We start from the raw sequence: 24,448 nt of genomic DNA on the forward strand, positions 1-24,448 counted from the left end.
GCTCGACCGCGCGGGCTCAAACGGGCATGTTTATGCAGGTTCATCCGGGGCTCCTGGGGGCTGGGTTGGCTTCGCAACCCCCATCTTCCAGAGATGCCCCGGATGAACAACCTACCGAGAGATCACACCTAGCCGGCGCATGTTGTGGGCGTTTTTCCACCCACTTCACCCCTTTGCTTGCCCCGCTTCACACAAGAGGGGGAAAATAGCGGGCCAGACCAATACCAGCCCGATGATCGACGCCGCCCGCTATCCCCGCCTGTCCCGGATCCAGATCCCGGCCGACCTGCGCCAGTTCGACGAGTCCGAACTGCCCGCCATCGCCGAGGAGCTGCGCGGCTACCTGATCGAGTCGGTGGGCCGCAGCGGTGGCCACTTCGGCGCCGGACTGGGCGTCATCGAGCTGACCGTGGCGCTGCACTACCTGTACGAGACGCCGCACGACCGGCTCGTGTGGGATGTCGGCCACCAGTGCTATCCGCACAAGATCCTCACCGGCCGCCGCGACACGATTCATACGGTCAAGCAGAAGGACGGCGTGGCGCCGTTCCCCAAGCGCGAGGAAAGCGAGTACGACACCTTCGGCGTGGGGCATTCCTCCACCTCGATCTCCGCCGCGCTGGGCATGGCCATCGCGCTGGCGCAGCAGGGCGACGACCGCAAGGTGGTGGCGGTGATCGGCGACGGCGCGATGACGGCCGGCATGGCGTTCGAAGCGCTCAACCATGCCGGCGGCATGGAACCCGAACCCAACCTGCTGGTGATCCTCAACGACAACCAGATGTCGATCTCCGAGAACGTCGGCGGTCTGACCAAGATGCTGGGCCGGCTGAGCAGCAGTCGCACGCTCAACGCGCTGCGCGAGGGCGGCAAGAAGCTGCTTGGCGACAAGAAGAAACCGCCGGCCCGCTTCATGCGCCGCTGGGAAGAGCACTGGAAGGGCATGTTCGTGCCGTCCACGTTGTTCGAACAGATGGGCTTCCACTACACGGGACCGATCGACGGCCACGATGTCGACGCGCTCGTGGGCGCGCTGAAGACGCTGAAGACCCTCAAGGGTCCGCAGCTGCTCCACATCCTGACCACCAAGGGCAAGGGCTACGAGCTGGCCGAGGGCGACCAGATCGGTTACCACGCGGTGGGCCCGTTCGATCCCGAGAAGGGCCTGGTCAGCAAGGGCGGCGCGAAGAAGCCGACCTACACCGACATCTTCAGCGACTGGCTGTGCGACATGGCCGCCACCGAACCGAAGCTGCTGGGCATCACGCCGGCGATGCGCGAAGGTTCCGGCCTGGTGCGCTTCAGCAGGGAGTATCCCGACCGCTACTTCGACGTCGCCATCGCGGAACAGCATGCGGTGACCCTGGCGGCGGGCATGGCCTGCGAAGGCAGCAAGCCGGTGGTCGCGATCTACTCGACGTTCCTGCAGCGCGGTTACGACCAGCTGGTGCACGACGTGGCCATCCAGCAACTCGACGTGCTGTTCGCGATCGATCGCGGCGGCGTGGTCGGCCCCGACGGCGCCACGCATGCCGGCAACCTGGACCTGAGCTACCTGCGCTGCGTGCCGCACATGGTGGTGATGGCCCCGGCCGACGAAAACGAGTGCCGGCAGATGCTGAGCACGGGCTACCATTTCAACGGCCCGGCCGCCGTGCGCTATCCGCGCGGCACCGGCCCCGGCGTGGCGATCGAATCAAACCTGGACACGCTGCCGATCGGCAAGGCGGACCTGCGCGTGCGTGGCACGCGCGTGGCGCTGCTGGCCTTCGGCTCGACCGGCGCCGCCGCCGAACAGGTGGGCCGCGAGCTGGGCCTGACCGTGGTGAACATGCGTTTCGTGAAACCGCTGGACCGCGACCTGCTGCTTGACCTGGCGAGGAATCACCAGGGCTTCGTCACCATCGAGGACAACGTGGTGATGGGCGGTGCAGGCTCCGGCGTGTCCGAACTGCTCAATGCCGAAGGCATCACCCTGCCCGTGCTGCATCTGGGCCTGCCGGACGAATTCCAGCACCACGCCAGCCGCGAGGACCTGCTGGCCGAAGCCGGCATCGACGCGGCCGGCATCCGCGGCAGTGTGCTCAAGCGCTGGCCGCCACTGGCCGTGGTCCCGAAGACCGCGGCAGGCTGAGTCCCGCGAAGGCGCCGGATCACTCCGGCGCTTCCACCTCGTATCCCTTGGCCTGCAGCGCCGCGAGATAACCGCCGGGCTTGACCAGCTGCCATACCGGTACGGTGGCGAAGGTGATCCGGTTCTTCTGCAGCGCGCCTTCGGCGACCTCCATCCAGCGCGCCTGCATGCGCGCTTCCACGTCGGAAATGCCGCGCTTGCGCGCCGTCTCGGTGTTGAACCAGGCCAGCTCGCAGGCCTGCTGCCAGTCCTGCCGCGCCCCGGATCGCAACGCCGGCCAGTCCCCCACCGCCCAGGCATTGGCACGCGCCGCCACGTGCGGCAGATCGCCCTCGATGACATCGAGCGTCTTGCTGAAACAGGCGAGATCCTCGGGCTTGAGGGTTTCCTTGCGGAAATCCGCCAGCGCCGCACGCGGATCGTCCAGTTTGATGTTCAGCACCGTCGGCGTGCGCTTCATCTTGCGCCGCTTCAACACGGCATCGATCACGGGATTGATGACGCCGCCCTCGCGCAGGCCCGAGTCCGACAAGGCTTCTGAGTAAAGCTGGAACGCCGCAATCAGCGGACGCTTCTTCTCGATGCCTCCGTCACGTCCCACGTAGCGCTGCTTCAGCACGGCCCAGCGGGCGTACAACGCGGGCGGCAGGACGTCCTGCAGCTTCTGTCCATCCGGGTTCTTGGAGGCCTTCATCGCGGAAGGCAGCAGCGTGAGTCCACGGAAGAAGCCGATATCGGTACCGACGCTGATGCCGGGCGAGGCCAGTACCTCGTCCGCGAGTTGCAGCACCTGGTCGACCTCATCGGAGCGCCAGGGGATGTTCTTCGGCAGCGGCGACTGCGTGCCGAGCACGTAAAGCAGATGGTCGCCCTGGCGCACCTTCCACAGGCCGGGCCCCGGCTGCACGCCGGCGACGACCACCGCCTCCATGTCGATCACGCCGGTCCCGGCCACCGGCGGCACCGGTTCGCTCTCCGGAACATCCTGTGCACGTGCGGGGGCCCACGCGACCAGCAACGACAGCGACAACATGCCGTAGAACGACAAACGCATCGCGGCGACTCCAAGCGGAAGGATCGCGGAAGTTTGCCTTTGGGAAAGACGGACGGCGCGCAGCGTGTAGCGGCCGAGGGGGTTTCCGTTCAGGCGACCTTGCCGCCCGCATCGCGCAGCGTGCGCGCGACCTCGCTGCCGCTCTGCATCAGCTCGAAGCCCTGCCAGCTGAAGCCCGGGGACACCGAGCAATCCACCAGCGTGTACTCGCCGAGTGAACGCGCGCTTTGCCAGATGCCCGCGGGCACCACCTGGTTGGCCTGGCCTCCCCGGGCGGAGGTATCCAGTTGCACCCGGGTCAGCGTGCGCTGCTCGGGATCGAACATCGACAGCTCCAACGGGCTGCCTTCGTGCCAGTCCCAGACCTCGGTGGCATCCACCCGGTGCCAGCGTGTCGTCACGTCGGCCGGCAACAGGAACTTGATGGCCGTCAGCGTCGGCCGCTCGATCCCATTCACTTCGGTGCGCTTGGCCGATTCGTATACCCGGCGGAAGTGGCCACCCTCGGGATGCGGCGCCAGCTGCAGGGTGCGGATCAGCTCTTCGGCTCTTGGATGCATGGGCGTTCCTGTATGCAGGGCGGCGGGCCCGCCGTCGCCGGGCGCGCGCGCCGGGCACAAAAAAGCCCACGCGTGAGCGCAGGCTTGATGTCGAACCGCGATTGGTCGGGACGGCCGGATTTGAACCGACGACCCTCTGCCCCCCAGGCAGATGCGCTACCAGGCTGCGCTACGCCCCGAATCTCGCGGATCGGCCCGCCTTGCGACGGGCCGCGCATTATAGCCGGAATTCGCCGGCGACTCCCAGCAGGAGCGCCGTCATGCGTCACCGCCGCAACAACTGCAGGATTTCTTCCAGTTCCATGCGCACCTGGCGCACGATCTGGTGGCTCAGCGCGGCTTCCTGCTTGGCGCCCTCGCCTTCCAGGCGCAGGCGGGCGCCGCCGATGGTATAGCCCTGTTCGTACAGCAGGCTGCGGATCTGGCGGACCATCAGCACGTCATGGCGCTGGTAGTACCGGCGGTTACCGCGGCGCTTGGCCGGCTCCAGGCTGGGGAACTCCGTTTCCCAGTAGCGCAGCACATGCGGCTTGACGTCGCACAGCTCGCTGAGCTCACCGATGGTGAAGTAGCGCTTGGCCGGGATCGGCGGAAGCTCGCGGTTACTGCCCGGATCCAGCATACGTTTCCACCCGCTCCTTGAGTTTCTGGCCCGGCCGGAAGGTCACCACCGTCCGCGCCGAGATCGGGATTTCCTCGCCGGTCTTCGGATTGCGGCCCGGGCGCTGGTTCTTGCGCCGCAGGTCGAAGTTGCCGAAGCCCGACAGCTTCACCTGCCGACCCTGTTCCAGGGCTTCGCGCAGGACGTCGAAGTAGGCGTCGACGAATTCCTTCGCCTCGCGCTTGTTCAGGCCGACCTCGTCGAACAGACGTTCGGCCATCTCCGCCTTCGTCAATGCCATGGACTACTGCTTCCCCATTGCGGCCGTCGCCGGCCACGCCACTGTCTTCATGCCGATCATCCGCGCACCTTCGCGCCATGCGCGTCGGCGATGGCTGCCACGACCTGCGCCACGACCTGCGCCACGTCGGTGTCGGTGAGAGTGCGTGAGTTGTCCTGCAAAATCAAGCCCATAGCGAGACTCTTTTGACCGGATTCGACCCCCTGCCCGACGTACCGGTCGAACAGCTGGACGTCCCGCAGCAGCGGGCCCGCGGCGGTACGCGCCGTGGCCGCGATCTGCGCCCACGGCACCGTATCGGCGACGACGAACGCAAGATCCCGGCGGACGGACGGATAGCGCGACAGGTCGCCGGCCCGCGGCAGCGCGCGGGCGCTCAGGGGCGCCAGGTCCACTTCGAACGCGATCACCTCCGCGTCCAGGTCCAGCGCACGCTGCAGACGGGGGTGCAGCTGCCCGATCCAGCCCACCTTCTGGTTGTCGCGGTAGACATCGGCCGAACGGCCCGGATGTCCGTGGGACGCGAGCGAGGGCCGGAACTCCAGCTGGGCGCCGGACAGCGCGGCGACGCTTTCCAGGTCGCCCTTCAGATCGTGGAAGTCCACCTTGCGGGCCGGCTGGCCCCACTGTTCGGCCGCCGCTCCACCCGCCACCGCGGCAGCAAGGCGGACGGTTTCGCGTGGCGCGGTGCCGACCTCGGCCTGGAACACGTTGCCGATCTCGAACAGGCGCACGCGCCCCGCCTGGCGCGCCACGTTGCGCTGCAGGGCGGCCACCACGCCGGGCAGCAGCGCCGTGCGCATGACGGCCAGTTCGGCACTCAGCGGGTTGGCCAGCGGAACGGCCCCGTCGGCCACCTGCCAGTGCGCCAGCCACTGCGCGTCGACGAACGCGAAGTTCACCGTTTCCAGATAGTCGCGCGCGGCCAGCTGGCGACGCACCACCCCGGCCTCCACGCGCGTCTCGCTGGGCGAGGCGATGCGCGTCGCGCCACCGGGCAGCGTGGTGGGCACGCGGGCGTAGCCGTGGATGCGGGCCAGCCCCTCGATCAGGTCTTCTTCGATCGCGATGTCGAAGCGACGGGTCGGCGGCACCACACTCCAGCCATCGGCGACCGCCGCCGCCTGCAGGCCCAGCGCGCGCAGGATGCGCTCGATCTCGGCGTCCGCGATGTCCACGCCCAGCACGCGGGCGATGCGTGCGCGGCGCAGGCGGATCGCCGTAGGAACGGGCAGATGCTCGGCATGCTCGACCACCGTCGTCGGGCCCGGCGTGCCGCCGGCGACGTCGAGGATCAGGCGGGTCGCGTACTCCACCGCTACGCGCGGCAGTTCGGGGTCGACGCCGCGCTCGAAACGGTGGCCGGCATCGGTATGCAGGCCCAGCCTGCGGCTGCGGCCGATGATGGCCGACGGGATCCAGTGTGCGGCTTCCAGGAAGACGTTCTTCGTCGCATCGGTCACGCGGGTGTCGAGGCCGCCCATGATGCCGCCCAGTGCGACGGCGCGCGAGGCGCGGCCATCGCGGCTGTCGGACACCACCAGGAAATCGTCGTCCAGCGCCACGGGACGGCCGTCCAAGAGCGTGGCCTGCTCGTCCGCCCGTGCGGGACGCCCGACGACCGGCCCGGTCAACGTGTCGCGATCGAAGGCATGCATGGGCTGGCCCAGTTCGAGCATCACGTACTGGGTGACGTCCACCAGGAAGCTGATCGGACGCACGCCGCTGCGGCGCAGGCGCTCGGCCATCCGGATGGGCGTGGCCGCCTGCGCGTCGACGCCTTCGATCACGCGGCCGGCAAGGCGCGGCACCTTCGCACCGGCCTCCAGCGCGACGTCCATCGTCACCGGTCTCTGCGCCGGCACGGGCGCGGCGTCCAGCGGCTTCACCTCGCTGCCCAGCGATGCGGCTACGTCGTACGCGATACCCCGCACGCTGAAGCAGTCGGCGCGGTTCGGCGTCAGCTTGATCTCGATGCTGGCGTCGGGCAGGCCGAGATAGTCGGCAACCGGCGTACCGACGGGTGCGTCGGAGGGCAGCTCGAGCAGGCCGGACGCATCGGCATCGATGCCCAGTTCCTTGGCCGAGCACAACATGCCGTTCGACTCCACGCCCCGAAGTTTGGCCGCCTTGATGGCGATGCCGCCGACGTTGGCGCCCGCGATGGCCATGGGCGCCATCAGGCCCGGGCGCGCGTTCGGCGCGCCGCAGACGATCTGCAGCAGGCCGCTTTGCCCCGCATCCACCTGGCAGACCTGCAGACGATCGGCTTCCGGATGCTTCGCGCATTCGACGATGCGCGCGACCACGACGTTCGCCAGCCCGTCGCCCAACGCGGCGACCTCTTCGACTTCCAGGCCTATCGCGGTCAGCGTGGCCGCCAGCTCATCGCGGGTGGTCTGGGTGGGCACGTGGCTGCGCAGCCAATTCTCGGAAAATTTCATCGTCTCGTTACCGTAGGGCGGGCCTGGGCCCGCCATTGCCATGTGTCGGGTGTCGTGATGCCGGAACAGCGGCGGACTGAAGTTCGCGCTACGCGAACTGCTTCAGGAACCGCACATCGTTCTCGAAGAACGCGCGCAGGTCGTTGACGCCGTATCGCAGCATCGCGAAGCGTTCCACGCCCAGGCCGAATGCGAAGCCGGTGTAACGCTCCGGATCGATGCCGCAGTTCCGCAGTACGTTCGGATGCACCATGCCGCAGCCCAGCACTTCCAGCCAGCGCGTGCTGCCGTCCGGTTGCTGCCAGGCGATGTCGACTTCTGCGCCCGGCTCGACGAACGGAAAGTAGCTGGGACGGAAGCGCATCTCGAAATCGCGCTCGAAGAACGCGCGCACGAATTCCGCCAGCGTGCCCTTGAGGTCGGCGAACGTGGAGTGTTCGTCGACCAGCAGGCCTTCGACCTGGTGGAACATCGGCGAATGCGTCTGGTCGCTGTCGCTGCGGTAGACCTTGCCCGCCGCGATCATCCGCAGCGGCGGCTGGTGGGCGTCCATGTAACGCACCTGCACGCCGGAGGTGTGCGTGCGCAGCAGGCGGCCATCGCCGAAGTAGAACGTGTCGTGCATGGCGCGCGCCGGGTGATGCGGCGGGAAGTTCAGCGCCTCGAAGTTGTGCCAGTCGTCCTCGATTTCCGGGCCGTCGGCCAGCTCGTAGCCCAGTCGGCCGAAAATGTCGGCGATGCGCTCCAGGGTGCGGCTGATCGGATGCAGCCCGCCCCGCGTGCCGTTCCTGCCCGGCAGCGTTACGTCGATGGCTTCGCCGGCCAGGCGCGCGTCGAGCGCGGCGTCTTCCAGCACGGATTTGCGGACCGACAACGCCTCGCCGATCGCGTCGCGCGCGCGATTGATCGCTTCGCCGGCGGCCTTGCGCTGGTCGGCGGGCAGTGCCCCCAGCTGCTTCAGCTGCGTGGTGATGCTGCCGTTCTTGCCCAGCAGGGCGACGCGCAGCTGTTCCACCGCATCGGGCGATTGTGCTGCCGCGATGTCGGCCAGGGCTTGCTTGGACAGGGATTCGATATCGCTCATTGGATGTCCATGAGAGGGCGCCAACCCGTTGGAGCGACGTGAGTCGCGCTGGAAGGCCCGGACGGCCCATCGCGACTCACGTCGCTCCCACGAGGCAGAACCCCCAAAAAACAATGGGGAAGGACTCGCGCCCTTCCCCACGTGTTCCCGGCGCTGGACTGCCGGAGTTCTGTACGGTGGAGACGCGGCTTACGCCGCGAGTGCGCCCTTCGCCTTTTCAGCCAGGGCCGCAAAACCCACCGCATCGTGCACGGCGATGTCCGCCAGCACCTTGCGGTCCAGGGTGATGCCGGCCTTCAGCAGGCCGTTCATGAAGCGGCTGTAGCTCAGGCCGTTGATGCGGGCGGCCGCATTGATGCGGGTGATCCACAGCGAACGGAAGTTGCGCTTCTTCTGCTTGCGGCCGATGTAGGCGTACTGCTGCGCCTTGATGACCGCCTGCTTGGCGACGCGGAACACCTTGCGACGGGCGTTGTAGTAGCCCTTGGCCAGGTTGAGGACCTTCTTGTGACGGCGACGCGCCATCACGCCACGCTTAACTCGTGCCATGTCTCAATCCTCAGAGGTAGGGAAGCATGCGGTTCAAACGGCCGCTGTCCTCGGCGCGGACGATGTTCGTCGCACGCAGGCCACGCTTACGCTTGGTCGCTTTCTTGGTGAGGATGTGGCTACGGTTGGCGTGGCCAGCCTTGAACTTGCCGGAGGCGGTCTTGCGGAAACGCTTGGCCGCCGCCCGGTGGGTCTTGATCTTGGGCATTGCTATGTCCTTGACGGGTTTATGTCACTGATGCGGGCGCCGCCCTTTCGATGCCTTGCGGGGTTGCCGCGAAGACCCAAAGGCCAGTCTTTCCATCCATGCCCATATCGGCTTGTAAGCCGTTGATTCCATGAAGGAACCGCCGACGGGTCCATCGGCTGCGAGCAGCCTCCCGGCGTACCGGGCCGCGTATTATGCCCGCTGCGGTTTTTTCTTGCAAATCCGGCTACTTAGCAGGGAAGCGGGAAAGCGAAAGGCGCCTTGCGGCGCCTTCCTCTCACCCTTTGCCCTCTCCCCGCACGCGGGGCGAGGGGAACGGGTGGCGTCTGCGGCTCCGCCGCTGACATCACTTCTTCTTGGGGGCGATCATCATGACCATCTGCCGGCCTTCCAGGCGCGGGCGGGATTCGATGACGATCTCGTCGCCCAGTTCGGCCTCGATGCGCGCGGCCATCTCGCGACCCAGCTCCTGGTGGCTCATCTCGCGACCGCGGAAGCGGATGTTCACCTTGACCTTGTCGCCCTCCTGCAGGAAGCGACGGATGTTGCGCATCTTGATCTGGTAGTCGCCCTCGTCGGTGACCGGACGGAACTTCAGTTCCTTGATCTCGACCTGCTTGGTCTTCTTCTTGGCCTCGTTGGCCTTCTTTTGCATCTCGAACTTGAACTTGCCGAAGTCCATGATCTTGCAGACAGGCGGCTCGGCATTGGGCTGGATCTCGACCAGGTCCAGTCCTTCGTCTTCCGCCTTGGCCAGCGCCTCGTCGCGCGTGAGCACGCCGATCATTTCGCCATCGGAACCGATCACGCGCACCCGCGGCACGCGGATTTCGTGGTTCTTGCGGTTTTGCTTGTTGTCAGGGGTGCTGATGTTGCAGTCTCCAGGGAGGGGTGCACCGGTCCGCGATGGACCGGAACCTAGTTCACAGCGTGCTCGTTCCGCAAACGTTCGGCGAAGGCGGCAACGGACATGGTGCCCAGATCCTCCCCGGAACGCGTGCGTACGGCGACGGCGCCATTTTCCTTCTCGCGGTCTCCGACCACCAGCAGGTATGGCACCCGCTGCAGCGTGTGCTCGCGAATCTTATAGCCGATTTTCTCGTTCCGCAAATCGGCCGTCACCCGGAGACCTTGATTTGCAAGGGTTTTCCTGACTTCAGCCACATAATCGGCCTGGGCGTCGGTGATATTCATCACCACGGCCTGCTGGGGGGCCAGCCAGGACGGGAATGCACCAGCATGGTGCTCGATCAGGATGCCGATGAACCGCTCCATCGAGCCCACGATGGCCCGGTGCAGCATGACCGGGTGCTGGCGCTGGCTGTTCTCGTCCACGTACTCGGCACCCAGACGGCCCGGCATCATGAAGTCGACCTGCATGGTCCCCAGCTGCCAGGTGCGGCCGATGGCGTCCTTCAGGTGGTACTCGATCTTGGGACCGTAGAAGGCGCCCTCGCCCGGCAACTCCTGCCATTCCACTCCGCAGCTGCGCAGGGCGGCACGGAGGGCGGCCTCGGCCTTGTCCCAGGTGGCGTCGTCGCCCAGGCGCGACTCGGGGCGCAGGGCGATCTTGATCTGGATGTCCTCGAACCCGAAGTCCGAGTACACCTTCAGCGCCTGCTGATGGAAAGCCGTGACCTCGGCCTCGATCTGGTCCTCGGTGCAGAAGATGTGGCCGTCGTCCTGGGTGAAGCCGCGCACGCGCAGGATGCCGTGTAGCGCGCCGGACGGTTCGTTGCGATGGCAGGCACCGAACTCGCCGTAGCGGATCGGCAGGTCGCGGTAGCTGTGCAGGCCCTGGTTGAACACCTGCACATGGCCCGGGCAGTTCATCGGCTTGACCGCGTAGGTGCGGTTCTCCGACTCGCTGAAGAACATGTTTTCCTTGTAGTTGTCCCAGTGGCCGGACTTCTTCCACAAGGCGACATCGAGGATCTGCGGGCAACGCACTTCCTGGTAGCCGCTGTCGCGGTAGACCTTGCGCATGTACTGCTCGACCACCTGCCAGATGGCCCAGCCCTTCGGGTGCCAGAACACAAGCCCCGGGGCCTCTTCCTGCAGGTGGAACAGCTCCTGCTGCTTGCCGATCTTGCGATGGTCGCGCTTCTCGGCCTCCTCGATGCGCTGGATGTAGGCCTCCAGCTGCTTCTTGTCGGCCCAGGCTGTGCCGTAGATGCGCTGCAGCTGCTCGTTCTTGGCATCGCCGCGCCAGTAGGCGCCGGAAATGCGGGTCAGCTTGAAGGCCTTCAGGAAGCGCGTGTTCGGCACGTGCGGGCCTCGGCACATGTCCACGTATTCCTGGTGGTAGTACAGGCCCATGGCAGTGACTTCGGGGCCCATGTCCTCGATCAGGCGCAGCTTGTACTCCTCGCCGCGGGCCTTGAAGACCTCGACCACCTCGGCGCGCGGCGTCATCTTCTTGATGACGTCGTAGTCCTGCGCGATCAGTTCCTGCATGCGCTGCTCGACCGCCGCCAGATCTTCCGGCGTGAACGGGCGCTCGCTGTAGATGTCGTAGTAGAAGCCTTCGGCGATCACCGGACCGATGACCATCTTCACGTCCGGGTACAGCTGCTTGACCGCATGGCCGACCAGGTGCGCGCAGGAGTGGCGGATGATCTCCACACCCTCCTCGTCCTTCGGCGTGATGATCCGCAGCGCGGCGTCATGGTCGATGACGTCGCTGGCATCGACCAGCACGCCATCGACGGCGCCGGCCACCGTGGCCTTGGCCAGGCCCGCGCCGATGGACTGCGCCACCTGCATGACGGAAACGGGATTCTCGAACTCGCGGCGGCTGCCGTCGGGGAGCGTGATGGTGATCATGTGGATGCCGGGATTCGGAAATGGGGATTCGGGAATGGGGAAGGCGGATCCGGACCGGATTCGCTCTTGCGAATCCCCAATCCCGAATCCCCCTTCCCGTGGCCGCGATGCGGCCAACAAAAAAGCGCCACGAGGGCGCCTACGGGATGCAGTGCCTCGGGCAGTACCAGGTTCAGGCGATGGTAGTGCTCATGTCGCACGCTCGGCCGGCGTTTCCGCGGGCCACCTCGTGAATACGGATGGCGCATCGGGCTGGCCCCAGAAGTCCGGAATCCACGCCGTGGAAGCGTGGTGGGCGGTACAGGGTTCGAACCTGTGACCCCTACCATGTCAAGGTAGTGCTCTACCGCTGAGCTAACCGCCCGGTCTGCCCTTTGCAGGGGCGCGAATTCTATCCCGGATGCGGGGTCGCCGACAACCGGGGGGCGCTGCTCGATGGCTCAGCCACCCAGGCTGGCTTCCTTCAGCCGCTGGATCTGGTCGCGCAGGCGCGCGGCGTCCTCGAACTCCAGGTCGCGGGCGTGCTGGTACATCTGCTGTTCCAGCGCCTTGATGCGGGCCACCGCCTTGGCCGGCTCCATCACGCCGTACTCCACAGGCTCCTCGGCCACGCGCCGCCCCTTGCCCCGCCCGGCCTTGCCCTCGTTGGCGGCTTCGCTGCGCGCGCCCTCCAGGATGTCCACGATCGGACGCGCCACCGACTTGGGCGTGATGCCGTGCTCCAGGTTGTACTCCACCTGCTTCTCGCGGCGCCGACCCGTTTCGTCGATGGCCGCCTGCATCGAGCGGGTCATGCGGTCGGCGTACAGGATCGCCTTGCCCCGGAGGTTGCGGGCGGCGCGGCCGATGGTCTGGATCAGCGAGCCGGTGGAACGGAGGAAGCCCTCCTTGTCCGCATCCAGGATCGCCACCAACGAGACCTCCGGCATGTCCAGTCCCTCGCGCAGCAGGTTGATGCCGACCAGCACGTCGAACTTGCCCAGCCGCAGGTCGCGGATGATCTCCACGCGCTCCACGGTGTCCACGTCCGAGTGCAGGTAGCGCACCTTGATGCCGTGCTCGCCCAGATACTCGGTCAGGTTTTCGGCCATCCGCTTGGTCAGCGTGGTGACCAGCACGCGATCGCCCCAGGAGACACGCAGGTTGATCTCCGACAACAGGTCGTCCACCTGCGTGCCCACCGGCCGGATTTCCACTTCCGGATCGATCAGGCCGGTCGGCCGCACCACCAGTTCGACGATCTCGCCATTGGACTCACGCAGCTCGTAAGGTCCCGGCGTGGCCGACACATAGATGCTGCGGGGGGAGCGCGCTTCCCATTCCTCGAAGCGCAACGGCCGGTTGTCCAGCGCCGACGGCAGGCGGAAGCCGAATTCCACCAGTGTCTCCTTGCGCGAACGGTCGCCCTTGTACATGGCGCCGATCTGCGGGATGGTCACGTGCGATTCGTCGATCACCAGCAACGCATCGGCCGGCAGGTAGTCGAACAGGGTCGGCGGCGGTTCGCCCGGCGCCTTGCCGGTCAGGTGGCGCGAGTAGTTCTCGATGCCCGAGCAGAAGCCGACCTCCGCCATCATTTCCACGTCGAACTGCGTCCGCTGGGCCAGGCGCTGCGCTTCGACCAGCTTGTTCTGCGCATACAACTGCTCCAGCCGGTCCTTCAGCTCGACCTTGATCGTGTCGATGGCGGCGAGCACGCGCTCGCGGGTGGTGGCGTAGTGGGTCTTGGGGTACACCGTGTAGCGCTGCAGCTTGCGCAGCGACTCGCCGGTGAGCGGGTCGAACAGGCTGAGGCCCTCGACCTCGCCATCGAACAGCTCGATGCGCAGGGCTTCGGCATCGCTTTCCGCCGGATGCACGTCGATGATCTCGCCGCGCACACGGAACGTGCCGCGCTGCAGTTCGTATTCGTTGCGGGTGTACTGCAACTGGGTCAGGTGGCGGATCAGCTCGCGCTGGTCGATCCGCTCGCCCAGCGACAGGATCAGACGCAGCGACAGGTAGTCCTCCGGCGCACCCAGGCCGTAGATCGCCGACACGGTGGCGACCACCAGCGCATCGGGCCTGGACAGCAGCGTCTTGGTGGCGGCCAGCCGCATCTGCTCGATGTGCTCGTTGATCGAGCTGTCCTTCTCGATGAAGGTATCGCTGGCCGGTACGTAGGCTTCCGGCTGGTAGTAGTCATAGTAGCTGACGAAATACTCGACCGCGTTGTGCGGAAAGAACGCCTTGAACTCGCCGTACAGCTGCGCAGCCAGCGTCTTGTTGGGCGCCATCACGAGGGTGGGCTTCTGGATCTGCTGCACCACGTTGGCGATCGTGTAGGTCTTGCCCGAACCCGTCACGCCCAGCAGCGTCTGCTTGGCCAGGCCCGCCTGGAAGTTCTCCACCAGCTTCTCGATGGCGCGGGGCTGGTCGCCCGCGGGCGAATACGGGGAAACAAGCTGGAAACGATCGGTCATCGCGGGCCGTCCGGTAGTCGACCGTCGAGTATAGCCCCGGGGACGTGATCGCTTCGGCAGGGATTTCCTACATCAGGACAGGGACTGCCCTGATGGCGCGATCCGTTCCCGCGCTCGATGCTGGGATCGCCGGAACATTCAAGGAGCCGCGCCATGGCAAGGATGCCATCGTCTTCACCCTGTCCTCATTCCCCGCGGACGGTTCATCGCCATCGGGGTGTCACCCTGCTGGAGCTGGTCGTGGCGATGTCCGTGCTGGCGATCCTGACCGCAGTGGGCATCCCCTCGTTCCGAGCGTTGCAGAAACGCAGCCAGGTGGATGCCACGCTGCACCTGCTCACCTCCCATTTCGCCTCGGCCCGCATCACCGCCATCACCCACAACGTCCCGGTCGTCGTATGCCCCAGCCGGGGGGACGGCATGTGCCGGCAGGACAGCGACTGGAGCGAGCACTGGCTGACCTTCCGGGATCCGGACGGCAACCGGCAGCCCGACGACACCTTCGATGTCTTCCGCAACGAGCCCGCGCCCCATGCGCCCGGGTTGCGCCTCCTGTCCACGGCGGGCCGGCGGCAGGTGCGCTACCTTCCGACCGGCTACAGCTCCGGCAACAACCTCACGGTACGCCTGTGCATCGATGGCGAAGTCAGCGGACTGGTGGTGATCAACAATGCGGGCCGTATCCGCAGCGCCCGCCCCAGCGAACCCGAACCCTGCGTTCCACCCGGCTGAACCTTTCCAATCAAGGCTTTGGCGCCCAAGCCTGCACCCACCGCCAGCGAAATGCGCGGGAGAGGCCGAACGACTTGCCGCCGCGCCGACGTGCCCGCTACAATACGCGCCCCGCCCGAATAGCTCAGCCGGTTAGAGCACTTGACTGTTAATCAGGGGGTCGTTGGTTCGAGTCCAACTTCGGGCGCCAGATGAAAAGCAGAAGGCCCGCGTCGTCAGATGCGGGCCTTCTTGTTTCTCCGGGACGGGCAGTTCGCCTGACCATGGGTCATCGCGATGCAGACGATGCTCCTACCAACAATCGGTCACTGCCGCCGAGCCCGTCCTGCCACGAACACCGGCTTGCGTGATGCTCAGCGTACCGCAGCGGGCGTTGTCCTTGGTGGCCTGTGCACCCTGGGGGACCGCACGCAGCGTGTACACGCGGGGGGATGCCGCAGTGGGCGTGACCTGGTAGCCAATCTGATAATGCGGCTGCAGCTCGGCATCGCACTGTGCCAGAACAGGGGCCGCATTGGCGGCAGCATCGAAGTAGGACAGATTGGTGGTGTAGAAACGCTCCATGAATTGCGCACGTTCCTGAAGACAGGCCGCTGCAGCAGCGCGTCTCGACCGGACGACGAACGAGTCATAACTGGCGTACGCCAGAGTTGCCAGGATCGCCATGATCGCGATCGTGATAAGTAACTCGATCAGGGTAAAACCCCCGATATGGCGCGTGATGGTCGTCACGCCTGAGGCGCGCCTGTAATGGAAGGTCTGCATCTAAGAGGCTCCTCAGTCTCGGATGATTTCGCGCCAGGAGACGCGACCGACACGCCGCATTTCACGGATTCGTTCGCACGCCACGGTGGCATCGGAAATGTTGACGCAGATCTGACCTCCACCGCCACCGCCGCCGCTGCCACCACCCGTAAAGATGGCGCCCTGCGTTCCCATCCCACCCAGCGACACCGATCCCACAGGCAGGGTCGTTCCACCGGAGGTGATCACTTCGTCGGTGAACTCTCCATCACCATCCAGATCGAACAGCGATGTCGACAGACTGGTGCCGGTGAACGCATCCAAGGCATTGAGGTAGCCGCTGCCACCAGGCAGGCATGGATCCTGACTTGGGATGACGCTGGACACAATGAGGATACCGGCCACGACTTGCGGGTCGCTGACGACACGTTCGCCACGGGCTGTACCCGGCGGGTACGGGGGATCCACGAGATCGATGTACCAGCCTTGCCTGCCCGCGGTCAGCGCTGACGAGGCCTCGAAGGCGCGCGCCCCTGTCGTGGCGTCGACGCTGGAGATCACACGACGCTGCAGGGCACCGCGGCCCGTGATGGTTGTGGCGCTGTCCTTGACTCCGTACAGGCTCTGGACCTGCACGTTCACAACGTCGTCCTCATTGAGGAAACGACCGGTGCCAAAGAACACCCAAAGCTCGAACGTATTCGGATCACGAACAACACTGGGCGCGGAGGTGATTGGCTGCCGCTGCCCTCCGTCATTGACAGCGGTATAGAGCACCATACGGTTGGAGGCATTGGTCCACGCGCTGCTGCTGCTGGAGCGGAGATCGAATTTCCAGAGGTTGCCCAGCAGGTCGCCGGCATACACGTAGTCCGCGGTGCCGTTGCCATCCAGGTCGCGGATGGTGGCCGCATACATGCCGTTGGGAGTGGTGCCGTTACCGACCCCGGTATCGATCTCGGCCAGCAGTTGACCGTCACTGAGGCGATAGACCAGTAGCGCCGCCCTGTCTCCTGCACTATTCACGCCGTTGGGTACGATCACGCCGGTCACGCCGTTGTTGAGCTTGGCGATGATCGGCTGCCCCAGGACCAGCCCCATGTTGCCGCCTGGCGTCTCGTAGCGCTCCCACTTGACGTCCGCCGCAGCGAAGCTGGAGGGCGTGGTCACGTCCAGGGAATAGATGCCCTTGCCGCCACGCCCCAACGCGCCGACCAGAAGGGTCTGGCTGGGCGTCTGCGAACGGTCGGACAGGACGATCGACCCATCGACAAAGTAGCGGTGCTCATAGTCCGGCAGACTCAGCGTGGACAGGTCCGACAGATTGATGCCACCGGGTACGTAGGCGAAGCGCTCGACGCCGTCGTTCGCGTTGAACGCGTGCAACATGCCGTCATTAGCGCCCACGTAGATGGTCTGCTCGCGCGCCGCATAGACCGGCGACGAGTTGACGATGTCCCCCAGCAGGTGGTTGCGGTTGCGCAACGTGCCGCCATTGGCAAGCTCAAGACTGCGATTACCCGCAATATAGGCCGCGTTGTTCGCACCCGTCACTGCTGGCGTCGTGGTCCTGGTCAGCGCGGTGACCTGTGCGGGCGTGGGAAAAGTTGCTCCACCCGTGCCATTGTGGGTGAAAATACGCCGGCCGCTGGTGGGAATGACATTGGCGGCATTCCAGATGGGGGCATCCTGGTTGACGCTGCCTGACACCACCGGATAGGCGATCAGGCTGCCCGTCCATACGCCGGATACGAAACTGCCCTGGTAGGACCGCGACCCGGACGTCAGCTGGGTGGAGTTGGCCGACAGATTCGAGAAAGAACCTGTCCGCTCGACGATGGAGGCCAGTGAAGCGCGCAAACCTTCAGCGAACTCGTCGGGATTGGAAGCTGCGAGAAACGTACCGCGGCCGTTCACCGAGGCATGATAGAGATCGTCTATACGACGGAGATCTGCGGCATCGTTGGGGTTGGGCCACGCAGCCGGACCTCCGGGCATCCCCGGCAAGGGACCGTCAGGATCCACCGAGCCCTTCAAGCCGATGGAGATACCGAACGTGACCATGTGCTGCCAGAACGCCGGATTGCTGCTCGTCGTGGGCACCTGGTTGATCAAGTCCGTACGCAGGTCATTCTTCCAATAGCGCATGGCGACGTCGGCCAACGTATTGGAATCCGCACTGGCATATGGCGCCACGGCGCTATACGTGAACGACTGGTTGCCCGGCCCGGTAACAGTAGGTCCGGGCGTATTGTCCTGCTCATCGACTGCGACATAGTTGGAGTTGTCGTTCCAGTAACCATCCGTTGTCAGAATGGTGAAATTCTGACGACAGGAATACTGGCTTGCGGCCGCTTGTGGCCCGTAAGGGCCATTGGATGAGTTACTGCTGTAATAGAGGCCTGCCTGCTGGAGCGCACCTTTCAATGGCGTACCGTTGTAACCGATCGCTCCATACAAGCGGTTGTACCACTGGGTCCGATTGTTGAGTGCCCCTGTCGTGCCGTTGGGATCGACGAACAGGCCATCGTTGTACTGGACAGGAATCGGGATGGCGTGAGTGGGCTCGTTGGCGGGACGCGTCCCACCGGGCTGGCGCTGCCAAATGGTACGAAAGCCCACGCGCACGTTGCCTGCCAAACCATTGAACGCCACACCCGAACCGGCCTTTGCGGCCTTCATGCGAGTCCGATGGTAGGAGAACCACGTCGCGTAATTGGTGCGCTCGTCCGCCTCCGACCTGCCCGTCGGCGTCACCTGGGTGCAATTACGCCAGTTGTTTACGGGGTTAGTGCTGGTACTGCAATTCCTGTTGTTGAGGCCTCGGTTATACGGGGATGTGGTGCCCACACGCGGGCCGTAGTCACTGCGGACAATCACGCCATCGGTGAATATCTGATAACGGTAGTAATTGGCCTGATCCGCGAGATAGGCCGCATCCGTATTCCCGGTATTCTTAGGCACATAGAACGTCTGCACGCCGCCGCAGACCTGCGTATTCTCGGAACTGTTATTGCTGCTGTTGTTCTTGTTGTAGTTGCGGCAGCTACCTGAATCCGAAAGATCAATCGTGTTCCCACTGGCCAGGTTGAAGTCGCCATACACCGCGGTATACGAGGTGCCACCCGTCATGAGCGTCCCGTCAGCCTTGGTCCAGGGCTGGTAGGTCCTCGCGGGGTTGTAGTAGACCGTGTTGTGTACGTAGGCCCTACCCTCCCAGCCGCTGATACTGTCCGCCGGCATGGCATCGAAGGCCATCGAACCGGAGTCGTCCAGGACATAGAGGATATTGGGCGCTACGCGCCCGCTGGACTGCAGGGGCTCGCGCGGAAGATTGATGCCTGCGCCCGCCGGCAATGCCAGCAGAGTCGCCATGAAGGCCAAGGCAGCGCTTCTCACGCGAGCGAGATAGGGGCCGGCGTGCGGCGTATTCTTCTTCATTAGTGTGCTCCCGTACCGACGTTCACGGCGCGACGAAACTTGACTGCAACAACACGCTGGAGCGCCCATCGGCCTGACTGCGTGCAGTCACCTTGTAGACCGGGCGGATGCAGAGCGCGGTGCCGCGATACTTGCTGCCCGCCTCATTGCATTCGAACCATGTTTCCACCCATCCCGCGTGCTCCACGAAGAACTGAGGCTGCACGGCCTGCGCTCCGCCGATGCCGTTGTTGACGTTGCTGGTCGCGGCACGCCATCCCGCGAAGGCGGGGTCGGTCGCCCGGTCTGCCACAGTGGTCGCCGGCGCACCGCACATACCGTTCGCGCATGCGGCGCCAGCCGCCGGCGGATCGACGCCCCAGGTACCCGCCGCGATCAACGCCTCTGCCTCTCTGAGTGCAGCTTCGGCCGCCTGGAAATTCTGGCTTCGATCCAGAAGATTCGCGCTCATGCGCTCTTCAAGCAATGTACCCCTCAGTACCGCAAGGCCCAGCAGCGTCATGACCAGCAGCAGGATCAGGACGACCACGAGCGAGGCGCCTCGCTGTCGGACAGGAGAAGCAGGAAGGGCGGTCATCACAGGCTCCTGTTTCGCAGGTTGGCGACCTGCACGAGTTGGCGGGTAATGGGAGCGCCATCGACGTTCTGCGTGCCCTGCAGGGTGAGTTCGATCCTGACAGCCGCCACCTCGCCCCAGCGTGCCGCAGGCACGGCATCCGCCGCCACATATGCATTTGCCCCGGGCAGCAGGTAAGTCAGATTCATCGCCTGCACGCCCTGAATGATTTCCTGCGTGGTCATGGCACCGTTGGGCCCGAGCACCCGCTGGTAGAGCGAGCTACCGACCGCCGGTGCCGCGGCGTTACCGACATACCAGACGGACGCCTGCACGCGCGAGATGGTCGCGTTCGCACCGAAAGTGAATTCCGTGCCGGCGGGGCCCAGATTGGCTGATGCATTGCCCGGAGTGCTGCCCCCGATGGCATGCCGAATGGTCGTGCCCCCACCCGCATTGCTCATCTGAAACAAGCCACCCAGACGAACCGTGCCTACACCGGCATCGGTTACGCTGGCCAATGACACAACGTCGGAGTCCTGCCCACAGACGACCAACAGATCGCCTGTCTGGAAACCATGGTTGGCGTTCTGGACCACGAATGACTGCGTGGAAGGGGTATGGGAGACGACGGTCGCCGCGCGCTGCTCTGCCGATATCACTACGAGCGCTGGCGTCCCCGCCACACGCTGCCCTGCCGCCGCTCCCGTCGCGAGTCCGTCAACCGCGGCTCCGGGCGCAAAACCCACCAGCGCGCTTCCCAGCGGGGCATTGGCGGGCGTGACTCCCCACCGACTCCACCAGTTGTTGGCCGGATTATTCAGCACGTTGATCAGCGGCATGCTGTTGGTGCTGTTGCAAGGGTTGCCACCGGATTCGCGTACGGTCCGGGCCATCATCTCGAAGGCCATGCGGACGTTCTCCTGCACGCGGCCGAGACCCTCGGTCGCGCGATACGCCTGCTGGTTTGAGACGAATATGCCGATGGCCGCCCCGACCACCAGCAGGCCCAACACCATGGCTATCATCATTTCGATGAGGCTGAAACCGCGTGCGGCACGGCGCGCCACCGGATGAATTCCGCTTCTCTTGCTCATAGCTGCGTCCTGGTGGCAACGCGGTAATTCGCGGCGCCCGCGCCGGCATTACCGGTCGCGCGACTGTCGTCCCACTGGACCGTCACCGTACAGTCGGCGCCGTTGCAGGCGATGGTGCCGCAAGTGTTGGCGGTGTTGCCCAGCGTCTGCTCAAGCGATGTGATCCATGCCCGCATGTCACTCTGCGCCAGCGTCGCATTCGCGGCCGGCGGATCGCAGGTCTGAGCCAGGTTGTACTCGCCTGCCAGTGCAGCCGTGCGATTGGCACGCATCGACTCCAGGATGGTGTAGGTCTGGATCACGGCCTGGCTGCGCTCCAGCGAACTCTGGCTGTTGCGCAGGGCCGTGGCCTGCATCGCGGCGATACCCAGCAGACCGATACCCATGATGAGGATGGAGATCATCACTTCCAGTAGGCCAGCGCCCTGCTGCCCTGCGGGAGAAAATTGCATCCGGATGGGAGGACGGATATTCATGGATGTGGTCTCGTGGGTTTGATCAGGGGCACGCACCCGGCGTCGAATGCACCGACGACGATGTGGAAACACGGGCACCCGACTGCAACGCGACCTGGCGCACGTTTTGCTGCGGCGTGGTGGTGGGCAGGCAAACGGTAAGCGTGGTCGATACCAGCAAACCCGCCGCGTCACGGGCGATGCCATCGGGCCTGAACACGATACTGGTCACGCCGCCGCTCAACTGCAGGGGTGGGCGCGAGGCGCTGACCCGGATCACCTCGTTGCCTGCTCCCACCGGCGCGATGACAATGCGATTGGCCCAGCTACCGCCGGCCGCGCAGGTCGCGTTGTCCAGGCTCGGACATACAGTCACACGCTGGTTGCGCCGGATGGCCTCGGTTCGCGCCAGTTGCAAGTCGGCCACCAGCTCATTGGCTTGCGCGGTCAGTCGATTGGCATTGATGACCGAGGTGAAGCTGGGGACCGCAAGCGATAGCAGGATGGCGAGCACCGCAAGGGTGATCATCAATTCCATCAGACTGAAGCCCCGTGCAGCACGTTGACCACGTGCACCACGTGGGGCTGTCTGGCCGCCCTGACTCAGCATGGAATCCAATCCCCCCCGATTGACGAGCCTGCACCCTAAACACTGGCATCCGGCCACGCCAGCGGGTAGCCGATGAACGGCCTTAAGCGCTTCCCAAGCGGCCAAGGCTGCCGTTCTACCGCCAAAAGGGCATCATGAATGGACCCGCCCTCCTTGGCCCGCCATGCCATCTGACCACGCCACCGTCACACCGCTCGACGCCCTCTGGCAGCCGTCCGTCATCCTTTGGGCCATCATGGCGGGAGAGGGACTGGCGCTACTGCTCACGATCGCTCCTGGGGCAACCGAAGACCATTGGAGCTACTTCGGCATGGCGTCCCTCTGCATCCAGTGGGTACTGCTGCTGTCGCTGGGCACTCTCTATGCGTTGCGTCATCCACTCTCCCGCGTTCGCCCGCTGCTGATTGCCTGCCTGGCCATCGCACTGCTGGCAGTGTTCACCTGGGGCGCACTCGGTGCTGCATGGCTGCTGCTTGGCAATGACTGGGGCATGTCGACCGGCGCTTGGCGCGCCACGCTCCTGTCCTGTACAGGAATCGCGGTCACGGTGGGCTTACTGGGACTTGCCGCGTTCCACAACCACTGGCGCGCCCGCCAACTGGCCGTCCGCGCCAAGCAGGCCGAGCTGGAGGCCCTGCAGGCCCGCATCCGCCCCCACTTCCTGTTCAACACCCTCAATACCGGCGCTGCGCTGGTGCACCAGCGTCCGGAGGAGGCGGAGCGGCTGCTGCTGGACCTGTCGGACCTGTTCCGTGCCGCGCTGGCGGGGCCGCGAGAGATCACGCTGGCAGATGAGCTTGCGCTCGTACGGCGCTACCTCGAGATCGAAGGCCTTCGTTTCGGCGATCGCCTGCGCGTGGAGTGGCAGGTGCCGGCGGCCCTGCCTGACCTGGCCGTGCCCGCGCTGTCGATCCAGCCGTTGGTCGAGAACGCAATCCGCCATGGAGTGGAGCCCGTGGCGACGGGAGGCGATGTGCACCTGCAGGTGGCGACGAACGGCGACTGGCTGGAGGTGACGGTGGCCAATGCCCTGCCCTCGGCGCCGGTACGCCCCACTACGGGCCATCAGGTGGGCCTGAATGCCGTCCGCGCCCGCATCCAGGCCATGACGCATGGGCGCGGCAGCGTGCGGACGACGACGGCGGAAGGACGCTACACCGCCGTCATCCGGATTCCACTGACGCCGTGACCGCTCAGGTCACCACGCGGTAGCACGGCCTGTACTCGCCGGCGATCTTCATGCGCCGCTGTTCCACGAACGCCCGCAGCAGCGCATCCAGGGCCTGCATCATCGCGGGCTCGCCGTGAATTTCGAACGGACCGAATTCCTCGATCCGGCGCATGCCGTCTTCCTTCACGTTGCCCGCCACGATGCCGGAGAAGGCGCGACGCAGGTCCGCCGCCAGGTCGTGCACGGCGCGTCCGGGCCGCAGCTGCAGTGCCGCCATGGCCTCGTGCGACGGCACGAAGGGCTGCTGGTAGTCCTCGGGAATCTGGATAGCCCAGTTGAAGAAGAACGAATCCTTCTGTTCGATCCGGTACTCGCGCACGCGGCGGATGCCGGCGCCCATCTTCTTCGCCACGGCCACCGGGTCGCCGATGACGATCTCGTAGCGCTCGGCGGCCGCGTCGCCCAGCGTCAGCCGGATGAAGCGGTCGATCTGCTCGAAGTATGGCGCGGCGATGGTCGGTCCGGTGAGGATCAGCGGGAACGGCAGGTCGGCGTTGTCCGGGTGCAGCAGGATGCCCAGCAGGTACAGGATCTCCTCCGCCGTGCCCACGCCGCCCGGGAACACGATGATACCGTGACCGATGCGAACGAAGGCCTCCAGGCGCTTCTCGATGTCCGGCATGATCACCAGGTGGTTGACGATGGGGTTGGGCGACTCGGCGGCGATGATGCCGGGCTCGGTCACGCCGATGTAGCGCGTCCTGCTGCGGCGCTGCTTGGCGTGCGCGATAGTCGCGCCCTTCATGGGCCCCTTCATCGCACCCGGGCCGCAGCCGGTGCAGATGTCCAGGCCGCGCAGGCCCAGCTCGTAGCCCACCTGCTTGGTGTAGAGATACTCGTCGCGCGAGATGGAGTGACCGCCCCAGCAGACCACCAGGTTGGGGTCGCTCGGCTTCAGGATGCGCGCGTTGCGCAGCAGACCGAAGACGGCGTTGGTGATACCCGCCGACGATTCGAGGTCGGCCGCATACTCCGGCCCCAGCTCGATGGCCGTGTAGGCCAGGTCGCGCACCACGGCGAACAGCAGCTCGGCCACGCCGCGGATGATTTCGCCATCCACGAACGCCATGGCCGGTGCGTTGATCAGGTCGATACGCACGCCGCGATCCTGCTGCAGCACCTGGATATCGAAGTCGGGGTACAGATCGCGTGCGGCGCGCGGATCATCCGAGGCGCTGCCGCTGGTCAGCACCGCCAGCGCGCAGCGGCGCAGCAGTTCGTGCATGCCACCCGCGGAAGCGTCGCGCAGGCGCGCCACTTCGGCGCGGGAAAGCACGTCCAGGCCGCCACGCGGATAAATGCGCGCGTCCTGGACCGGCAACGCCCTCGATGCCGTTTCAGTCATGGGGTTTTCCTGTT

21 protein-coding genes and 3 tRNA genes are annotated in these 24,448 nt (G+C 65.5%); 4 read left to right on the top strand and 20 right to left on the bottom strand.

The features are described 5' to 3' along the window. Positions 1 to 232 precede the first annotated feature (232 nt). The gene (gene dxs / locus CSC76_RS13655) at positions 233 to 2,134 is read left to right on the top strand and encodes a 1-deoxy-D-xylulose-5-phosphate synthase (protein ID WP_162110550.1); all 1,902 of its coding nucleotides are present in this window, start codon (positions 233 to 235) and stop codon (positions 2,132 to 2,134) included. Between the two features lie 19 nt (positions 2,135 to 2,153). Here the strand turns inward: dxs and CSC76_RS13660 are convergent, their stop codons facing one another. From CSC76_RS13660 to uvrB, 13 genes are all read right to left on the bottom strand, one after another. Further along, entirely contained in the window at positions 2,154 to 3,188 is a 1,035-nt protein-coding gene (locus tag CSC76_RS13660) for a TraB/GumN family protein (protein ID WP_162110551.1), read from the bottom strand. 89 nt (positions 3,189 to 3,277) lie between these two features. After that, on the bottom strand, positions 3,278 to 3,748 hold the full coding sequence (locus tag CSC76_RS13665; protein WP_162110552.1) for a cupin domain-containing protein: 471 nt from the start codon (positions 3,746 to 3,748) through the stop codon (positions 3,278 to 3,280). Positions 3,749 to 3,850: 102 nt separating this feature from the next. Next, a tRNA-Pro gene (locus CSC76_RS13670) sits at positions 3,851 to 3,927 on the bottom strand. Between the two features lie 86 nt (positions 3,928 to 4,013). Continuing rightward, positions 4,014 to 4,370 (bottom strand): MerR family transcriptional regulator, encoded by a 357-nt coding sequence (locus tag CSC76_RS13675; protein WP_162110553.1) that lies wholly within the window; start codon positions 4,368 to 4,370, stop codon positions 4,014 to 4,016. Beyond that, the gene (locus CSC76_RS13680; protein ID WP_055936063.1) at positions 4,351 to 4,650 is read right to left on the bottom strand and encodes an integration host factor subunit alpha; all 300 of its coding nucleotides are present in this window, start codon (positions 4,648 to 4,650) and stop codon (positions 4,351 to 4,353) included. The genes CSC76_RS13675 and CSC76_RS13680 overlap by 20 nt, the downstream gene beginning before the upstream one ends. Positions 4,651 to 4,706: 56 nt before the next feature. Then, complete coding sequence (pheT, locus tag CSC76_RS13685) at positions 4,707 to 7,094, bottom strand: phenylalanine--tRNA ligase subunit beta (RefSeq protein ID WP_162110554.1); 2,388 nt, start codon at positions 7,092 to 7,094, stop codon at positions 4,707 to 4,709. An 88-nt stretch (positions 7,095 to 7,182) separates the two neighbouring features. After that, the gene (pheS, locus tag CSC76_RS13690; protein WP_162110555.1) at positions 7,183 to 8,178 is read right to left on the bottom strand and encodes a phenylalanine--tRNA ligase subunit alpha; all 996 of its coding nucleotides are present in this window, start codon (positions 8,176 to 8,178) and stop codon (positions 7,183 to 7,185) included. 189 nt (positions 8,179 to 8,367) lie between these two features. Continuing rightward, the gene (gene rplT / locus CSC76_RS13695) at positions 8,368 to 8,727 is read right to left on the bottom strand and encodes a 50S ribosomal protein L20 (RefSeq protein WP_162110556.1); all 360 of its coding nucleotides are present in this window, start codon (positions 8,725 to 8,727) and stop codon (positions 8,368 to 8,370) included. A 10-nt stretch (positions 8,728 to 8,737) separates the two neighbouring features. Next, positions 8,738 to 8,935 (bottom strand): 50S ribosomal protein L35, encoded by a 198-nt coding sequence (gene rpmI, locus CSC76_RS13700; protein ID WP_162110557.1) that lies wholly within the window; start codon positions 8,933 to 8,935, stop codon positions 8,738 to 8,740. 346 nt (positions 8,936 to 9,281) lie between these two features. Continuing rightward, complete coding sequence (infC, locus tag CSC76_RS13705; RefSeq protein WP_162110582.1) at positions 9,282 to 9,806, bottom strand: translation initiation factor IF-3; 525 nt, start codon at positions 9,804 to 9,806, stop codon at positions 9,282 to 9,284. 47 nt (positions 9,807 to 9,853) lie between these two features. Continuing rightward, positions 9,854 to 11,761, bottom strand: coding sequence for a threonine--tRNA ligase (gene thrS, locus CSC76_RS13710; RefSeq protein ID WP_162110558.1), 1,908 nt, complete (start codon positions 11,759 to 11,761; stop codon positions 9,854 to 9,856). A 289-nt stretch (positions 11,762 to 12,050) separates the two neighbouring features. Next, positions 12,051 to 12,125, bottom strand: a tRNA-Val gene (locus tag CSC76_RS13715). Between the two features lie 76 nt (positions 12,126 to 12,201). Continuing rightward, positions 12,202 to 14,223, bottom strand: a complete 2,022-nt coding sequence (gene uvrB, locus CSC76_RS13720) for an excinuclease ABC subunit UvrB (RefSeq protein WP_162110559.1) — start codon at positions 14,221 to 14,223, stop codon at positions 12,202 to 12,204. Between the two features lie 162 nt (positions 14,224 to 14,385). Here uvrB and CSC76_RS13725 point away from each other — a divergent pair, with 162 nt between their 5' ends. Continuing rightward, positions 14,386 to 14,955, top strand: a complete 570-nt coding sequence (locus CSC76_RS13725) for a GspH/FimT family pseudopilin (RefSeq protein WP_238394979.1) — start codon at positions 14,386 to 14,388, stop codon at positions 14,953 to 14,955. Positions 14,956 to 15,068: 113 nt separating this feature from the next. Further along, a tRNA-Asn gene (locus CSC76_RS13730) sits at positions 15,069 to 15,145 on the top strand. 101 nt (positions 15,146 to 15,246) lie between these two features. Here the strand turns inward: CSC76_RS13730 and CSC76_RS13735 are convergent. From CSC76_RS13735 to CSC76_RS13760, 6 genes are read right to left on the bottom strand one after another with little or no spacing between them, the layout of a single operon-like run. Continuing rightward, complete coding sequence (locus CSC76_RS13735; RefSeq protein WP_162110561.1) at positions 15,247 to 15,720, bottom strand: type IV pilin protein; 474 nt, start codon at positions 15,718 to 15,720, stop codon at positions 15,247 to 15,249. Positions 15,721 to 15,732: 12 nt separating this feature from the next. Beyond that, positions 15,733 to 19,140 carry a pilus assembly protein gene (locus CSC76_RS18890; RefSeq protein WP_202923532.1) on the bottom strand — a complete coding sequence of 1,136 codons (3,408 nt, stop codon included), beginning with the start codon at positions 19,138 to 19,140 and terminating at the stop codon, positions 15,733 to 15,735. A gap of 22 nt (positions 19,141 to 19,162) precedes the next feature. After that, the gene (locus CSC76_RS13745; RefSeq protein WP_162110562.1) at positions 19,163 to 19,717 is read right to left on the bottom strand and encodes a pilus assembly PilX family protein; all 555 of its coding nucleotides are present in this window, start codon (positions 19,715 to 19,717) and stop codon (positions 19,163 to 19,165) included. Beyond that, complete coding sequence (locus CSC76_RS13750) at positions 19,717 to 20,793, bottom strand: PilW family protein (RefSeq protein ID WP_162110563.1); 1,077 nt, start codon at positions 20,791 to 20,793, stop codon at positions 19,717 to 19,719. Before CSC76_RS13750 ends, CSC76_RS13745 begins: the two co-directional genes overlap by 1 nt. Further along, positions 20,790 to 21,245, bottom strand: a complete 456-nt coding sequence (gene pilV, locus CSC76_RS13755) for a type IV pilus modification protein PilV (RefSeq protein ID WP_162110584.1) — start codon at positions 21,243 to 21,245, stop codon at positions 20,790 to 20,792. The genes CSC76_RS13750 and pilV overlap by 4 nt, the downstream gene beginning before the upstream one ends. 46 nt (positions 21,246 to 21,291) lie before the next feature. Next, positions 21,292 to 21,858 (bottom strand): GspH/FimT family pseudopilin, encoded by a 567-nt coding sequence (locus CSC76_RS13760; RefSeq protein WP_162110564.1) that lies wholly within the window; start codon positions 21,856 to 21,858, stop codon positions 21,292 to 21,294. A gap of 310 nt (positions 21,859 to 22,168) precedes the next feature. Between CSC76_RS13760 and CSC76_RS13765 the strand changes: the two genes are divergently transcribed. After that, positions 22,169 to 23,047, top strand: coding sequence for a sensor histidine kinase (locus CSC76_RS13765; protein WP_238394978.1), 879 nt, complete (start codon positions 22,169 to 22,171; stop codon positions 23,045 to 23,047). A 4-nt stretch (positions 23,048 to 23,051) separates the two neighbouring features. Here the strand turns inward: CSC76_RS13765 and ppnN are convergent, their stop codons facing one another. After that, positions 23,052 to 24,434: a nucleotide 5'-monophosphate nucleosidase PpnN gene (ppnN, locus tag CSC76_RS13770; RefSeq protein WP_162110566.1), complete on the bottom strand. Its 1,383-nt coding sequence runs from the start codon at positions 24,432 to 24,434 to the stop codon at positions 23,052 to 23,054. Between the last annotated feature and the right edge of the window lie 14 nt (positions 24,435 to 24,448).

It is taken from the genome of Pseudoxanthomonas mexicana (genome assembly GCF_010093385.1).
Lineage (GTDB): Bacteria > Pseudomonadota > Gammaproteobacteria > Xanthomonadales > Xanthomonadaceae > Pseudoxanthomonas_A > Pseudoxanthomonas_A mexicana.

Bases quoted from the DNA above. Each gene is read 5' to 3' on its own strand.
- dxs (WP_162110550.1), top strand. From the start codon at position 233: ATGATCGACGCCGCCCGCTATCCCCGCCTGTCCCGGATCCAGATCCCG.
- CSC76_RS13660 (WP_162110551.1), bottom strand. From the start codon at position 3,188: ATGCGTTTGTCGTTCTACGGCATGTTGTCGCTGTCGTTGCTGGTCGCG.
- CSC76_RS13665 (WP_162110552.1), bottom strand. From the start codon at position 3,748: ATGCATCCAAGAGCCGAAGAGCTGATCCGCACCCTGCAGCTGGCGCCG.
- CSC76_RS13675 (WP_162110553.1), bottom strand. From the start codon at position 4,370: ATGCTGGATCCGGGCAGTAACCGCGAGCTTCCGCCGATCCCGGCCAAG.
- CSC76_RS13680 (WP_055936063.1), bottom strand. From the start codon at position 4,650: ATGGCATTGACGAAGGCGGAGATGGCCGAACGTCTGTTCGACGAGGTC.
- pheT (WP_162110554.1), bottom strand. From the start codon at position 7,094: ATGAAATTTTCCGAGAATTGGCTGCGCAGCCACGTGCCCACCCAGACC.
- pheS (WP_162110555.1), bottom strand. From the start codon at position 8,178: ATGAGCGATATCGAATCCCTGTCCAAGCAAGCCCTGGCCGACATCGCG.
- rplT (WP_162110556.1), bottom strand. From the start codon at position 8,727: ATGGCACGAGTTAAGCGTGGCGTGATGGCGCGTCGCCGTCACAAGAAG.
- rpmI (WP_162110557.1), bottom strand. From the start codon at position 8,935: ATGCCCAAGATCAAGACCCACCGGGCGGCGGCCAAGCGTTTCCGCAAG.
- thrS (WP_162110558.1), bottom strand. From the start codon at position 11,761: ATGATCACCATCACGCTCCCCGACGGCAGCCGCCGCGAGTTCGAGAAT.
- uvrB (WP_162110559.1), bottom strand. From the start codon at position 14,223: ATGACCGATCGTTTCCAGCTTGTTTCCCCGTATTCGCCCGCGGGCGAC.
- CSC76_RS13725 (WP_238394979.1), top strand. From the start codon at position 14,386: ATGCCATCGTCTTCACCCTGTCCTCATTCCCCGCGGACGGTTCATCGC.
- CSC76_RS13735 (WP_162110561.1), bottom strand. From the start codon at position 15,720: ATGCAGACCTTCCATTACAGGCGCGCCTCAGGCGTGACGACCATCACG.
- CSC76_RS18890 (WP_202923532.1), bottom strand. From the start codon at position 19,140: ATGAAGAAGAATACGCCGCACGCCGGCCCCTATCTCGCTCGCGTGAGA.
- CSC76_RS13745 (WP_162110562.1), bottom strand. From the start codon at position 19,717: ATGACCGCCCTTCCTGCTTCTCCTGTCCGACAGCGAGGCGCCTCGCTC.
- CSC76_RS13750 (WP_162110563.1), bottom strand. From the start codon at position 20,793: ATGAGCAAGAGAAGCGGAATTCATCCGGTGGCGCGCCGTGCCGCACGC.
- pilV (WP_162110584.1), bottom strand. From the start codon at position 21,245: ATGCAATTTTCTCCCGCAGGGCAGCAGGGCGCTGGCCTACTGGAAGTG.
- CSC76_RS13760 (WP_162110564.1), bottom strand. From the start codon at position 21,858: ATGCTGAGTCAGGGCGGCCAGACAGCCCCACGTGGTGCACGTGGTCAA.
- CSC76_RS13765 (WP_238394978.1), top strand. From the start codon at position 22,169: ATGGCGTCCCTCTGCATCCAGTGGGTACTGCTGCTGTCGCTGGGCACT.
- ppnN (WP_162110566.1), bottom strand. From the start codon at position 24,434: ATGACTGAAACGGCATCGAGGGCGTTGCCGGTCCAGGACGCGCGCATT.